Consider the following 13,553-nt stretch of genomic DNA (forward strand, 5'->3'; position numbering starts at 1 on the left):
GGGCACACCCGTCCCATCCGCCGGACCCCTATTCGTCACTCTGACGATTTCTGCGCTAGCATCGCCGACATGAACGCTGCGGACCTTGGGCTGCCGGTGGACGTGCCGTCGACCGCGCTCTTCACCGATCAGTACGAGCTGACCATGCTCCAGGCGGCCCTGCGGGCCGGCACCGCCGACCGGCGCTCCGTCTTCGAGGTCTTCACCCGGCGGCTGCCCGAGGGGCGCCGCTACGGCGTCCTCGCGGGCGTCGGCCGGGTGCTCGACGCCGTGGAGAACTTCCGGTTCGACCCCGCCGTCCTGGGCTTCCTGCGGGAGCGGGCCATCGTCGACGAGCCGACCCTGGAATGGCTCGCCCGCTACCGCTTCTCCGGAGACATCTGGGGCTACCCCGAGGGGGAGGTGTACTTCCCCGGCTCCCCCGTGCTGCGCGTCGAGGGCTCCTTCGCCGAGTGCGTCCTCCTGGAGACGGTGATCCTCTCCATCCTCAACCACGACTCGGCCATCGCGGCCGCCGCCTCCCGCATGTCGGCGGCGGCCGGCGGACGGCGCCTCATCGAGATGGGCGCCCGCCGCACCCACGAGCTGGCGGCCGTCGCCGCCTCCCGCGCCGCGTACGTCGGCGGCTTCGACTCCACCTCGGACCTCGCGGCCGGCTTCCGGTACGGCATCCCGACCGTCGGGACCTCCGCGCACGCCTTCACCCTGCTCCACGACAGCGAGCGGGACGCCTTCCGGGCCCAGGTCGACTCCCTGGGGCGCGGCACGACCCTGCTCGTCGACACCTATGACGTGGCCGAGGCCGTCCGCACCGCCGTCGAGATCGCGGGACCCGAACTGGGCGCCGTACGGATCGACTCCGGCGACCTGCTCCTGGTCGCGCACCGGGTGCGGTCGCAGCTCGACGAGCTGGGCGCCCGGGACACCAGGATCGTGGTCACCTCGGACCTCGACGAGTACGCCATCGCCTCGCTCGCGGCGGCCCCGGTCGACGCGTACGGGGTGGGCACGCAGCTGGTCACCGGCAGCGGCCACCCGACCTGCTCGATGGTCTACAAGCTGGTCGCCCGCGCCACCTCGGCCGATCCCAAGGCGCCCCTGGTGCCGGTGGCCAAGAAGTCGGTGGGCGGCAAGGCCTCCGTCGGCGGGCGCAAGTGGGCGGCCCGCAGGCCCGACGCGTCCGGGGCCGCCGAGGCGGAGGTCATCGGCACCGGCCCGGTCCCGCCGGAGCTCGCCGACCACCAGCTGCTCGTGGAGCTGGTCAAGGGCGGCGACGTGGTGGCCCGCGAGCCGCTGGAGGCCGCCCGCGCCCGGCACATCACGGCCCGCGCGGGACTGCCGATGTCGGCGATCCAGCTGTCGCGGGGCGAGCCGGTCCTGCCGACCGAGTACGTGTAGGAGTCCTCGGGGACGCCCCCTCCCGAACGGAGGGGGAAGTCTCTAGGCTCGAACATCTCCCTTCCGACGCGCTAAGGACACCCGCCATGCACCGCGCATTGATCGTTGTGGACGTTCAGAACGACTTCTGCGAGGGCGGCAGCCTCGCGGTGACCGGGGGCGCGGACGTCGCCGCCGCCATCACCGACCTGGTCGGCCAGACGGCGGGCACCTCCTACCGGCACGTCGTCGCCACCCGCGACCACCACGTCGACCCGGGCGCCCACTTCGCCCCGGCCGGCGAGGAGCCGGACTACGTGTCCTCCTGGCCGGTGCACTGCGTGGCCGGCACGGAGGGCGTCGGCTTCCACCCGAACTTCGCACCCGCCGTCGCCAGCGGGGCGATCGACGCCGTCTTCGACAAGGGCGCGTACTCCGCGGCGTACAGCGGCTTCGAGGGGTTCGACGAGAACGGGCGGACCCTCGCGGACTGGCTGCGCGCGCGGGAGGTCACCGAGGTCGACGTGGTCGGCATCGCGACCGACCACTGCGTCCGGGCCACGGCGCTGGACGCGGCCCGGGAGGGCTTCCGGACCCATGTCCTGCTCGACCTGACGGCCGGCGTGGCGAAGGAGACCATCGACCGGGCCCTGGAGGAGCTCCGGACGGCGGGCGTGCAGCTCACCGGCAAGCCGGTCGTGGCCTGAGGCGCGGGCGTGGGGCCCCGGACGGCGGGCGTGCAGCTCACCGGCAAGCCGGTCGTGGCCTTGAGGCGCGCGCCCTAGGCCGCCGGCTCCTTCGGGAGGGACCGGACCGGGTGCCACAGCTCCTGTGCGGCGCCCGGCGTGGGTCTCCACAGCAGGCCGTCCGGGTGGTGCAGGACGGCCGTGATCTCGTCCGGGGTGGGCGGCTGGCTGTTGCCCCGGAGGTACACCGCGCGCAGCCCCAGGTTCCGCAGCCGGGTCAGGGCGCGGGCACGGTTGGCGGCGTGGACCAGGAACCGGACGGTGGCGCCGTCGCCGGCCGGGCTGGGCAGCCCTATGGCGACGACCACGCTGCCTCCCGGCAGCTTGCAGAACCCTCCGTTGGGCATGCGGAACCACTCCCCCGTGGATCAGATGTCAATAAGACTTGCGTCAGACGCACCTAAACACGATCGGCCGCCGCCCGCTAGAGGGCGACGGCCGATCATGATCTGACCTGCAGTTTTACGAATTACTTGGTCGAGGGACCGACCTGAACCGTGATCGTCTGGCCATCCTTCGGCTCCTTGACGACCTGGATCTTGGTGTTGGTGTCAGTTACCTGGACACCGGCGCGCGGGTTCTCGGCGAACCAGTAGACGCCCTTGCGGTCGTCGAAGGTCGGGTTGCCGGCCTGCGACGGGACCCACGTGGCGACGTCCTTGTTGTGGAGCTGGAAGCCGTCCGTGCGGGCGATGGTGAAGGGCGAGTCGTAGGCCTGGACGCGGTTGCGCATCAGCTCACCGTTGCCCCACTTCAGCGGGCTCGGGTGCGAGTCGATCGGGAGGACCAGACCGGCGCCCGGGTGCTGGGAGGTGTTGTTGTCCTTCTGGGACAGGTCCCACTTCCAGATGAGCAGACCGTTCTGGTACGCGTAGTGCTCGACCCAGCCGGCCTTGTCACCCGTGAAACCGAAGTTGTACGGGCCGGTCTTGAGGGTGCTGTCGTACGAGACGTACTGGCGGTTCTCCGCGATGTAGTACTGCTCGTACTCCTTCGTGAAGCCCTTGCCGACCCGCGAGAAGCCCTTGCCGACCCAGCCGTTGTCACCGTTCTCGGCGTTGTCCGAGAAGACGGGGGCACCGTCGGCCTTGAGGGTGATGGCGTCGGCCGTGAAGCCCTTGCCGCCCGCGCCGCCGTCCGTCTGGTAGCGGAAGCGGAGGTCGAACTTCTTGCCCGCGAACGCGTTGAGGTCGTAGACGAGCTTCTTGTGGCCGCCGGAGACGTCGGTCAGCGCCGGGGCGCCGGACGCGTCCTTCGGGATCGGCACGCCGTCGGCGGTGCCGTTCAGGGCCGTCCAGTTGGCGCCGCCGTCCGTCGACACCTCGGTGTAGAGGTAGTCGTAGTCCAGCTCGATGTCGTACCAGCCCTGGAGCTCCAGGGAGGCGGACGTCTTGCCCGTGAGGTCGACGGAGCGGGTCAGGGTGTTCTTGAGGTCGTCACCCATGTTGCTCCACCACTGCGACGCACCCTCGGCGGGGGCGACGATGTCCGTGGTGACCTGCTTCTTCGGCAGCTCGACGACGAGCGCCTGCGGGTTCTTGGTGTTGTACTCCGAGACGCCCAGCTTGTGGGTGGTCTTGGTGCCGCGCTGCCAGTCGTTGACCTTGGCGTAGTTCAGCCAGCCGAGCTGGAGCTTGTCCCAGGCGCTCATGTCGCCGGGCAGGTCACCGATGGAGTCCTTGCCCTGGCCGAGCCAGGAGCCGGAGGACATGAGGGTCCAGAACCCGGTGGAGTTCTCGCCGCCCGCGGTGTCGTAGTGGTCCGGCAGACCGAGGTCGTGGCCGTACTCGTGGGCGAAGACGCCGAGGCCGCCGTTCTCCGGCTGCATCGTGTAGTCGCCGACCCAGATGCCGGTGTTGCCGATCGGGGTGCCGCCGGACTTGTTGTTCGCCGGTCCGGTCTTGCCCGCGTCGGTGCCGTAGGCGTACCAGCGGTGGGCCCACAGGGCGTTCTTGCCCTCGGCGCCGCCGCCGGCCGACTCGTCCTCGCCCGCGTGCACGAGCTGGAAGTGGTCGATGTAGCCGTCGGGCTCGTTGAAGTTGCCGTCGCCGTCGAAGTCGTAACGGTCCCACTGGTCGTACGTGGCCAGCTGGGCCTTGATCTGGGCGTCGGTCTGGCCCTTGGCCTTCTGGTCGGCGACCCAGGCGTTGAGACCGTCGCGGACGGTGTCCCAGACGTTGGAGCAGTTGGTCTGACCGCACCAGTTCGAGCCGTAACGGGCCTCGTTGTACGGGACCTTGACCCAGTCGGAGACCTTGCCGTCGACCGAGTACCGACCGGACGAGGTCCGCTCGTAGTAGGTCTTCAGGGACTGCTTGGGCTGACCCTGCTTGTCCTTGCCGGTACCGAAGTACAGGTCCTGGAAGTGCTGCTGGTTGTAGTCCGCCTGCCAGGCCGTGGAGTTGTCGTTCTTGCGGTCGGGCTTGGCGATGCGGTTGTGCAGCGGGCCGGGCGTGCCGCCGTACTTCGGCTTCAGGTCCGGCGTGTCGTCGTCCTTGCGGTCGACCAGGGTGGTGTTGTCCACCTGGTCGCCGAACTCGACGAGGATCGTGAAGATCTTGTCGGTCTTCTCGCGGCCGAGCTCGACGTACTTCTTCGCGCCGAGCTTGACGACCTGCGAACCGCCCCGGTTCTCGACCTTGGCGTCCCCGTTCATGACCCGCTCGAGGGCAGCCTTGCGCTGCAGCTCCTGCTGGTCGCTGTACGGGCCTTCGAGGTCGTGGTCGACCGTCGTCTTGTCGACGGTCTGGATGCCTGCCGGCACCCCCGGACCCTTGGTGTCCGCCCATGCGGTGGTGAACGTCGAAGCGGAGGCGGCGGTGGCCGCGAGCGCCACGACGACTGCGGACGCTATGGCCCGTCGTCTGTTGGTCACTTGATGTTGTCCTCCCCGGCGCCCGCGCTCTCGGACCGAAGGTGGGGTGTCCGTCCGGCGGGGTCGCGCGTCACAAGTGACGACATTCGACCGGAGTGCCGCGAGAAAAGACAGATCTTGACTTGCACGGGTCAACTGCACTATGCGGGCGCTGGTTTCCGATAATCGAACATCCGGCGGGCGCACCGTGAAGGAAGTTTGACGATTCCGTGACCCCGTGCGCCCCCCGTGCACCTGCGGCGTGGGTGAGGTCACGCTTACCCGTCACACCGCCCGGGCATCCACCGTCGTAGAGTCGAACCGAAGTCTTGAGGGGCGGTACTCGTCATGCAGCGTCCGAACGCCGCACAGCTCACCTACGGTTCGGCCACCGTCGTCCTCGCGACCGTCGCCCTGCTGCTGCTCTCCGGCACGACGACGACCCTGGGCATCGCGGTGATCTGCGCCGCGGGCCTGCTGCTCGGCACGCTCGTGGCGGTGACGATGCCGGGGCGCGCGCGGCCCGTCAATACCCCCGTCGACGAAGAGATCCGGGTGCCGGCCGAGCGCGTGGGCGCGGGGGCCGATACCCGGATCGGTTCGTGACGCTTCGTCCCTTCCGGCTCACTGCGGGACGCTGACGACCACCGTCTTCGCCGCCTTGTCGTGCAGACCCTGCTTGTAGGGCTTGTCGACCAGGATCAGGATCAGGATGAGCAGCGGCCACAGGCAGGCGCAGCAGATGAGCGCCGGCAGCCAGAGCACGACGGCCCGCAGCAGCGACTGGCTCATCGGGGGCGTCGACCCGTCGTTGAGCATCGCGACCCGCAGCTTCATCAGCTTCTTGCCGACGGTCCGGCCGTTCCTGGCCGTCAGCACGGTGTCGTAGGCGACGTACGCGACGATCGTGATGAGCTGGAAGACCAGCTGACTGCCGCCGTTGAGGCTGTTGACCGTGTCCCCGAAGTCGTTGCCGTCCTCGGTCGCCCGCCGGTAGATGTCGAACGGGATGCCGATGATCGCGAGGGGCACCGCGACGATCACCCAGTCGATGAGCCGCGCGAGGACCCGGCGCCCGGTGTCCGCGAGCGGCGGCATCCCGGTGAGCGGATCGGCCCCGCCGTAACCGCCGCCGTAGCCACCGCCGTACGGGGGCGGGGGCGGGGGCATGTTGTTGTCGTACGGGGAGCCGTACGGGTTGCCCGGAGGCGGCGGGCCACCGGGGGGCGGGCCTCCGGGGGGCTGCGCGCCTCCCGGCGGCGGGGCTCCTCCCGGCGGCGGACCCGACGGCGGCGGACCTCCCGGCGGCGGGGCTCCTCCCGGCGGCGGACCCGACGGCGGCGGACCTCCCGGCGGCGGCTCCTGCGGCGGCTCGGGGGGCCGCTTGCTGAACGGGTCGTCCTCGGGCGGCGGCTCGGGCGGCGGCTGGTCGGTGCTCATGGGGGCAGTGCATCCCGGGCGGGACGGCCCCGCAAGGAATCACCGCCCGTTCGGGGGACGGCCCTCCCTGCGGCGCCTCAGCGCGCGACGAACGTGCCCGCCGCCTTGTCGTGCCAGCACTGGCGCCAGGGGCGGTCGAAGAGGCACCACAGGACGTTGAGGACACCGATCACCAGGAGACCGAGCACGCTGTAGACGAACCAGCGGCGGAGCGCCTTCCCGAAGGTCGGCGGCTGGTGCGACTCGATGTCCCGCACTTCGAGGCCGCACAGCTTCTTGCCGAGCGTGCGGCCCCACTTGGCGGTGGGCAGCGCCTCGTACAGGATCCCGATGACGAACAGCGAGGCGAGCACGATGCCGAACTGCACGGAGGTCGTCGAGTCGAGCAGCCAGACCTGGACGGTGGTGCCGGACTGCCGGGCCTCCTCGATCTTGCCCTCGATGTGGTCGACGGCGGCGGTCACGAAGGGCACGGCGGCCGCGCCGACCAGCGCGCCCAGGACGATGCCGTCGATCAGCCGGGCGACCAAGCGCCGGCCGAGCCCCGCGGGGCGGGCGGAGGCCTGCTCGCGGGCCGCCTGCTGGAAGACGTCCTCGACGGGCGGCTTCCACGGGACGACGGGCGGCTGGTGCTCCTGCGACTGGGGCTGGGGCTGCTGGGGCTGGGCCTGCTGCTGGGCCCACGAGGGCGCGGACGGCGTGGACTGCGCGGCCGGCGTCACCGGGGCGGGGGCGGGCGCCGGGGCCGGGGTGGGCGCGGGGGTCTGTACGGGTACGGGAGCCGGGGCGGGGGCCGGGGCGGGGGCCGCCGCCGCGGGGGCCGGTCGGGGCTGCGGCTCCGGCTGGGGCTGGTTCTGGGGCCGCGGTGCGGGGGACGGCGTCGGGATCGGGGTGACGGGCATGCCCCCGAGGCGGGCCGCTCCCCCCGGCACCCGGGGGTCGGCGGCGGGCGCCGGAGCGGCGGCCCGCGCCTCCTCCGGCTCGCTGCCGCCCGCGACCGGCCACTCGGCGGGGGTGCGCGGATCGGGCGTGCGCGGCGCGCCCCAGGAGACCTTCTGGTCGAGGTCGCCGCCGAATCCGGTCTGCCGGGCGGAGTCCGCCTGCCAGGCCGAGGCGGGCTCGGGAGCGAGCGGCTCCTCGTCGAAGAAGACGGGCCCGGTCTCCTCCACCGCGGGCACGGGCGCCTGCGCCTGGCCCTGGACCGGTACGGGGGCGGATGCCTGAGCTTGGACGGGTACGGGTGCCTGCGCCTGGGCCGGGAGGTGCGCGGCGGCGGGCGCCTGGTGCGCGGCGGACTGCGGCGCCGGCTGGGAGGGGGCCTGGGGCTGGGGCTGCGACGGGGGTTGGGGCTGAGGCTGCGCCTGCGACGGGGGATACGGCTGCGACGGGGGCTGCCGCTGCGGCTCGGGCTCCGCGAAGGCCGCCGGGGTCTCCACCGCCCGGGCGGGCGCCGCGACCGGGGCCGGGGCCGGGCCGGAGGCGAGGATCGGGCCCGCCGGGATCGCCGAGGCGGGCGGACCGGGCGGAACCTCGCCGTCCGACGGGGCGGGCCGACTCGTGCCGGGCACCCACGCGCCCCCGTTCCAGAACCGGATGTATCCGGGAATGGACGGGTCCGGGTAGTACCCCGGCTGCGGTACCTCTCCGCCGCCTCCAGGAGGAGTAGCCACTGCCCCGACTCCGTTCAGTCACAACGCCTTTGGTCCGCACGGCCGCTCGCCGGGCGTGCCGTGCCCAAGGAGGACAGTAACGAAGAACGTCCCCCCAGGGGACAAGGAGCCCGCGAGAAAGCCCGCCTTCGGGGAGACACGTACCGGAATCGATCACTCCCGGTGATGTTCGGGCCGGGACATCCGTCCTTCGGACCGCCCGGAAGGCCTCCCCGGACCTCCCCGGACCTCCCCGGCCGGAAACACCGCGGAAGAACTTCCCGGAAAAAATTTCCCGAAGTCGCGTCATGAACCGCCTCCACCCCGCTCTCTCCAGGTGAAGGCCCGTCCGGGACCCCGCGAGAAGGAGCAGGACATGCAGAACACCGACCACACCACCGTCGAGCGCGAGCTGGAGCTGAAGCTGGTGCTGTCGCCCGAGCGTTCCGTCCCCGTCCCCGCCCGGCTCGCCTACCGGACCGGCGACCCGTACGCCGTCCACGTCACCTTCCACGTCGGCACCGACCACCCGGTCCACTGGACCTTCGCGCGCGAACTGCTCGTCGAGGGCGTCTTCCGGGCCTGCGGCCACGGGGACGTCCGGATCTGGCCCACGAAGGTCGACGGCCGCAACGTCATCCTGATGGCCCTCTCCTCCCCCGACGGCGACGCGCTGCTCGAAGCACCGTCCGCGCAGGTGTCCGCCTGGCTGGAGCGGACCCTGCGCGCGGTGCCGCCGGGCACCGAGTCCGAGCGCCTCGGCATCGACGACGGGCTCGCCGAGATCCTGGCGACCACCGTGGCCGCCGACGAGCTGTGGCTGCGCGACCCGTGGCCGTCGGACGAGTCCCAGGACGGCGAGCTGTGAGCTCGTACGTCGGGACGCGGCGTCAGAAGAGCTTTCCGGGGTTGAGCAGCCCCAGCGGGTCGAAGGTGGCCTTGATGCCGCGCTGCAACTCCAGGCCGACCGGCCCCAGCTCCCGCGCCAGCCACTCCTTCTTGAGGACGCCCACGCCGTGCTCGCCGGTGATCGTGCCGCCCAGGGCGAGCCCGAGCGCCATGATCTCGTCGAAGGACTCCCGCGCCCGGCGCGACTCGTCCTCGTCGGTGTGGTCGAAGCAGACGACGGGGTGGGTGTTGCCGTCGCCCGCGTGCGCGCAGACGCCGATGGTCAGGTGGTACTTCTCCGCGATCGCCGCCGTGCCGTCGAGCATCTCGGCGAGCCGCGTCCTCGGCACGCACACGTCGTCGATCATCGTCGCCGACTTGATGGTCTCCAGCGCGGTGAGGGCGAGCCGGCGTGCCTGGAGGAGGAGTTCGGACTCGGCGGCGTCCGCGGCCGGGACGACCTCCGTGGCGCCCGCCGCCGCGCACAGCTCCCCGACGGCGGCCAGGTCGGCGGCCGGGTCCGGGGTGTCGAAGGCGCACAGGAGCAGCGCCTCGGTGGAGTCCGGCAGCCCCATCCGCGCCATCCTGTTGACCGCCTGGACGGTGGTGCGGTCCATGAGTTCGAGCAGCGAGGGGGTGTGGCCGCGCTCCATGATCGCGCAGACGGCCTCGCAGGCGGCGGCAGCGGAGGGGAACTCGGCGGCGAGCGCGAGCTGCGCGGGCGGCTGCGGCCTGAGCGCGAGGACGGCTCCGACGACGATGCCGAGGCTGCCCTCCGAGCCGACGAAGAGCCGGGTCAGGTCGTATCCGGCGACGCCCTTGGCCGTGCGCCGGCCGGTGCGCAGGAGCCGCCCGTCGGCGAGGACGACGTCGAGGCCGAGGACGTACTCGGCGGTGACGCCGTACTTGACGCAGCACAGGCCGCCGGAGGCGGTGCCGATGTTCCCGCCGATCGTGCAGGTCTCCCAGCTGGACGGGTCCGGCGGGTAGTACAGGCCGTGTTCGGCGACGGCGCGGGACAGCACGGCGTTGACGACGCCCGGTTCGACGACGGCGATCCGGTCGACCGGGTTGATCTCCAGGATGCGGTCCATCTTCACGAGGGAGAGCACGATGCAGCCGTCGGAGGCGTTGGCGCCCCCCGACAGGCCCGTGCGGGCGCCCTGCGGGACCACGGGGACGCGGAGTTCGGTCGCGGTGCGCATGACGTGCCGGACCTGCTCGACCGTGCGCGGGAGCACGACGGCCGCGGGGGTGCCGGCCGCGCAGAAACTCGCCATGTCGCGCGCGTAGGAGCCGGTCACGTCGGGGTCGGTGAGCAGCGCCTCGGCGGGGAGTCCGGCGAGCAGCGCGGAGTGCAGCCGCGCCCTGGGATCGTCCTGCTGAAGATCGTCCATGTCTCCAGCGTGGCACCCGCCGCCATCGGTGTGAACCCGCCGGAGCGGGCGCTTCGTGTGCTCTTCGTACAGGGGGGCGCGGGCGCACAGTGAGCGCCATGAAGACCGAGAACGTGTCGAGGACGGTCCTCGCCGCCGGGGTGGGCGCGGTGCTCGCGGCGACGGCGCTGCTGTACCTGCCCGAGTGGACCGGCCAGGGCCCGCCGGCCCCGCCCGGGCCCGCGGAGCGGGCGGTGATCGCGGCGCACGCGGGCGCGCAGGCGGCGCTCCCGGACCTGGCCGCGCTGATCGCCGACCGGGAGCGGTGGCTGCGGGCACATCCGGACGACGAGGCGTCCTGGGCGGAGCTGGGCGCGGCGTACACGGAGCGGGGCAGCCGGCTCGGGGACGTACGGGACTATCCGCGGGCCGAGCGGGCGCTGCGCCGCTCGCTCGCCGAACGGCCCGCCGCCCGGGGGAACCCGGCGGCGGAGCTCGGGCTCGGGGCGCTCGCCGGGGCGCGGGGCGACTGGGCGACGGCCCGGGACCTGGGCGAGCGGGTGAGGAAGGCGGATCCGCGCCGGTGGCCGGTCTACCCGGTCCTGATCGACGCCTACAACGGGCTCGGCGACTATCCGGCGGCGCAGAAGGCGATGGAGAGCCTGGAGAAGCTGCACGCGGGCGCGGTGGTACGGGCCAGGGCCGCGCAGGCCTACCGCGACCGGGGCTGGCGCGAGGACGCCGACGCGGCGGCGCTGGACGCGGTGGCGCTGGCGGAGACGGACCCGGAGAAGGCGGCGGCGCTGGCGCGGGCCGGGGACCTGGCGTGGGAGCGGGGCGAGGCGGAGGACGCGCTCGGGCAGTACGGGGCGGCGCTGCGGCTCGTACCGGATCACGGGCCCTCGCTCGCGGGCCGGGCCCGGACGCTCGCGGCCCTCGGCCGCACGGAGGACGCGGTGCGCGCCTGGCGCGCGGCGCTGGCCCGGCTGCCGCTGCCGGAGTACGTTCTGGAGGCGGGCGAGCTGGCCGAGTCGCTGGGACGGGAGGCGGACGCGCGGGCCCTGTACGAGCGGCTGCGGACGGGCGCCTGGACGGGGGCGGAGGTGCCGCTCGGGCTCCTCGACGCGGACCACGGCGACGCGGCCACGGCGGTCGCCCGGATGCGGGCGGAGTGGGCGCGGGGCCACCGCTCGGTGCGGGTGGCGGACGCGCTGGCCTGGGCCCTGCACCGCTCGGGCGCGTCGAAGGAGGCGCTGGGGTACGCGAAACGGGCCACGGAGGAGGGGCTGCGGAGCGCGCTCTTCCTGTACCACCGGGGCGAGATCGAGCGGGCCCTGGACCAGCGGGGCCCGGCCCGCCGCCATCTGGCGGAGGCGCTGCGGATCAACCCCGCGTTCTCGCCGCTGTTCACACGGGCTGCGGAGCGGTCGCTGGCGGAGCTGGACGCGCTCCCGGACGAACTCCCGCCGGAACTCCGCCCGGAACGCGCGCCGGGGCGGGCGGGGGGCCTGGGCGGGGAGGGCGGGTCTCCGGGCCGGGAGGGCGCCCCGGGTCGGGACGGTGCTTCCCCGGGCCGGGACGGTGCCTCCCTGGGCCGGGACGGTGCTTCCCCTGGCCGGGACGGTGCTTCCCCTGGCCGGGACGGTGCTTCCCCTGGCCGGGACGGTGCTTCCCCTGGCCGGGACGGTGCCTCCTCGGCGTGAGCCGCCGGGAGGCCCCCGGCCGTGTGTGAGCCCGCGCCGTATGCGGGCCCGCGCCTGGGTGGGCCCGCGCCCGGGTGGGCGGTGCCCACGCCCGTGTGGGCAATCGTCCCGCTGGGGCGGGACGGGTGGGCACACGGGACGGCGCCCTCTCGCGGCGCCTCCGCGTCCTGCGCCTGGACCCGCACCGCCGGCGTGCTGCGCCAGGGGTGCGGGTCCAGGCCCAGGAGCCTCTGGCGCCGGCAAGGGCGCCGTTCCCGTTGTGCCCACCCGTTCCGCCCCAGCGGAACGATTGCCCACAACGGGGCCGACGGGACCGCGAGCCCGCGACGGGCGGGGCGAAGGCCCGCAGCCGCGGGGCGGAGCCCCAGGCCCGCTACAGGTTGCCGCGCTTCTCCTGCTCGCGCTCGATCGCCTCGAACAGCGCCTTGAAGTTGCCCTTCCCGAAGCCCATCGACCCGTGCCGCTCGATCATCTCGAAGAAGACGGTCGGACGGTCCTGGACCGGCTTCGTGAAGATCTGCAACAGGTACCCGTCCTCGTCGCGGTCGACGAGGATCTTCAGCTCGCGCAGGGTCTCGACGGGCACGCGCGTCTCGCCGGCCCACTCGCCGAGGGTGTCGTAGTACGAGTCGGGGGTGTCGAGGAAGGAGACACCGGCGGCGCGCATCGCGCGCACGGTGGCGACGATGTCGTTGGTGGCGAGGGCGATGTGCTGCACGCCGGCGCCGCCGTAGAACTCCAGGTACTCGTCGATCTGCGACTTCTTCTTCGCGATCGCCGGCTCGTTGATCGGGAACTTCACCTTGAGGGTGCCGTCCGCGACGACCTTCGACATGAGCGCGGAGTACTCGGTCGCGATGTCGTCGCCCACGAACTCCTTCATGTTCGTGAAGCCCATGACCTTGTTGTAGAACCCGACCCAGTCGTTCATCCTGCCGAGCTCGACGTTGCCGACGCAGTGGTCGATCGCCTGGAAGGTGCGCTTGGCCGGCGGCTCGACGATCGGGTTCGCGGAGACGAAGCCCGGCAGGTAGGGGCCGTCGTAGCCGGAGCGCTCGACGAGCGTGTGGCGGGTCTTGCCGTAGGTGGCGATGGCGGCGAGGACGACGGTGCCGTGCTCGTCCTTCACCTCGTGCGGCTCGGTGATGCCGGTGGCGCCGTGCTCGACGGCGTAGGCGTACGCGGCGCGGGCGTCCGGCACCTCGATCGCCAGGTCGACGACGCCGTCGCCGTGCTCGGCGACGTGCTCCGCGAGGAAGCGGCCCCAGTCGGTCCCGGCCTTGATGACGGAGGTGAACACGAAACGTGCCGCACCGTTGGTGAGGACGTAGCTGGCGGTCTCGCGGCTGCCGTTCTCCGGTCCGGAGTAGGCGACCAGCTTCATGCCGAAGGCCGTGGAGTAGTAGTGCGCGGCCTGCTTGGCGTTGCCGACGGCGAAGACGACCGCGTCCATTCCCTTGACCGGGAAGGGATCGGCCTCACGCGCGGTGGAAGGGGTGTGATCGATGGTCTCAGTCATG

The 13,553-nt window shown here is 72.6% G+C and carries 11 protein-coding genes; 5 read left to right on the forward strand and 6 right to left on the reverse strand.

Going from position 1 to position 13,553, the window contains the following annotated elements; genetic code table 11:
* Positions 1 to 69 precede the first annotated feature (69 nt).
* Together ACFYXU_RS12110 and ACFYXU_RS12115 are read left to right on the forward strand one after the other, a co-directional pair.
* A complete protein-coding gene (locus ACFYXU_RS12110; RefSeq protein WP_376507996.1) occupies positions 70 to 1,398 on the forward strand; it encodes a nicotinate phosphoribosyltransferase in 1,329 nt (442 codons plus the stop codon).
* An 86-nt stretch (positions 1,399 to 1,484) separates the two neighbouring features.
* On the forward strand, positions 1,485 to 2,084 hold the full coding sequence (locus ACFYXU_RS12115) for a nicotinamidase (RefSeq protein ID WP_389407096.1): 600 nt from the start codon (positions 1,485 to 1,487) through the stop codon (positions 2,082 to 2,084).
* A gap of 74 nt (positions 2,085 to 2,158) precedes the next feature.
* Here the strand turns inward: ACFYXU_RS12115 and ACFYXU_RS12120 are convergent, their stop codons facing one another.
* Both ACFYXU_RS12120 and ACFYXU_RS12125 read right to left on the reverse strand, forming a co-directional pair.
* Positions 2,159 to 2,470, reverse strand: coding sequence for a hypothetical protein (locus ACFYXU_RS12120; protein WP_376507995.1), 312 nt, complete (start codon positions 2,468 to 2,470; stop codon positions 2,159 to 2,161).
* A 122-nt stretch (positions 2,471 to 2,592) separates the two neighbouring features.
* The gene (locus ACFYXU_RS12125; RefSeq protein ID WP_376507994.1) at positions 2,593 to 4,998 is read right to left on the reverse strand and encodes an immune inhibitor A domain-containing protein; all 2,406 of its coding nucleotides are present in this window, start codon (positions 4,996 to 4,998) and stop codon (positions 2,593 to 2,595) included.
* Positions 4,999 to 5,325: 327 nt separating this feature from the next.
* Here ACFYXU_RS12125 and ACFYXU_RS12130 point away from each other — a divergent pair, with 327 nt between their 5' ends.
* Positions 5,326 to 5,583 (forward strand): hypothetical protein, encoded by a 258-nt coding sequence (locus ACFYXU_RS12130; RefSeq protein ID WP_361393401.1) that lies wholly within the window; start codon positions 5,326 to 5,328, stop codon positions 5,581 to 5,583.
* Between the two features lie 18 nt (positions 5,584 to 5,601).
* Here the strand turns inward: ACFYXU_RS12130 and ACFYXU_RS12135 are convergent, their stop codons facing one another.
* Positions 5,602 to 6,417, reverse strand: a complete 816-nt coding sequence (locus ACFYXU_RS12135) for an RDD family protein (RefSeq protein ID WP_389407095.1) — start codon at positions 6,415 to 6,417, stop codon at positions 5,602 to 5,604.
* Between the two features lie 77 nt (positions 6,418 to 6,494).
* Positions 6,495 to 8,087: an RDD family protein gene (locus ACFYXU_RS12140; RefSeq protein WP_389407094.1), complete on the reverse strand. Its 1,593-nt coding sequence runs from the start codon at positions 8,085 to 8,087 to the stop codon at positions 6,495 to 6,497.
* Positions 8,088 to 8,442: 355 nt separating this feature from the next.
* On the opposite strand from ACFYXU_RS12140, the gene ACFYXU_RS12145 reads away from it, so the two are divergent.
* Positions 8,443 to 8,934 carry an SsgA family sporulation/cell division regulator gene (locus ACFYXU_RS12145; protein WP_329851078.1) on the forward strand — a complete coding sequence of 164 codons (492 nt, stop codon included), beginning with the start codon at positions 8,443 to 8,445 and terminating at the stop codon, positions 8,932 to 8,934.
* A 22-nt stretch (positions 8,935 to 8,956) separates the two neighbouring features.
* Here ACFYXU_RS12145 and ACFYXU_RS12150 read toward each other — a convergent pair whose 3' ends face one another.
* Positions 8,957 to 10,351: an FAD-linked oxidase C-terminal domain-containing protein gene (locus tag ACFYXU_RS12150; RefSeq protein ID WP_329851079.1), complete on the reverse strand. Its 1,395-nt coding sequence runs from the start codon at positions 10,349 to 10,351 to the stop codon at positions 8,957 to 8,959.
* Between the two features lie 98 nt (positions 10,352 to 10,449).
* On the opposite strand from ACFYXU_RS12150, the gene ACFYXU_RS12155 reads away from it, so the two are divergent.
* Positions 10,450 to 12,033, forward strand: a complete 1,584-nt coding sequence (locus tag ACFYXU_RS12155; RefSeq protein ID WP_389407093.1) for a tetratricopeptide repeat protein — start codon at positions 10,450 to 10,452, stop codon at positions 12,031 to 12,033.
* 373 nt (positions 12,034 to 12,406) lie between these two features.
* Here ACFYXU_RS12155 and hppD read toward each other — a convergent pair whose 3' ends face one another.
* On the reverse strand, positions 12,407 to 13,552 hold the full coding sequence (hppD, locus tag ACFYXU_RS12160; RefSeq protein WP_376507990.1) for a 4-hydroxyphenylpyruvate dioxygenase: 1,146 nt from the start codon (positions 13,550 to 13,552) through the stop codon (positions 12,407 to 12,409).
* Position 13,553 lies beyond the last annotated feature (1 nt).

The organism is Streptomyces sp. NPDC002232 (assembly GCF_042890295.1).
GTDB lineage: Bacteria > Actinomycetota > Actinomycetes > Streptomycetales > Streptomycetaceae > Streptomyces.

Coding starts and splice junctions, on each gene's coding strand:
- ACFYXU_RS12110 (WP_376507996.1), top strand. CDS start 70: ATGAACGCTGCGGACCTTGGGCTGCCGGTGGACGTGCCGTCGACCGCG.
- ACFYXU_RS12115 (WP_389407096.1), top strand. CDS start 1,485: ATGCACCGCGCATTGATCGTTGTGGACGTTCAGAACGACTTCTGCGAG.
- ACFYXU_RS12120 (WP_376507995.1), bottom strand. CDS start 2,470: ATGCCCAACGGAGGGTTCTGCAAGCTGCCGGGAGGCAGCGTGGTCGTC.
- ACFYXU_RS12130 (WP_361393401.1), top strand. CDS start 5,326: ATGCAGCGTCCGAACGCCGCACAGCTCACCTACGGTTCGGCCACCGTC.
- ACFYXU_RS12135 (WP_389407095.1), bottom strand. CDS start 6,417: ATGAGCACCGACCAGCCGCCGCCCGAGCCGCCGCCCGAGGACGACCCG.
- ACFYXU_RS12145 (WP_329851078.1), top strand. CDS start 8,443: ATGCAGAACACCGACCACACCACCGTCGAGCGCGAGCTGGAGCTGAAG.
- ACFYXU_RS12150 (WP_329851079.1), bottom strand. CDS start 10,351: ATGGACGATCTTCAGCAGGACGATCCCAGGGCGCGGCTGCACTCCGCG.
- ACFYXU_RS12155 (WP_389407093.1), top strand. CDS start 10,450: ATGAAGACCGAGAACGTGTCGAGGACGGTCCTCGCCGCCGGGGTGGGC.
- hppD (WP_376507990.1), bottom strand. CDS start 13,552: ATGACTGAGACCATCGATCACACCCCTTCCACCGCGCGTGAGGCCGAT.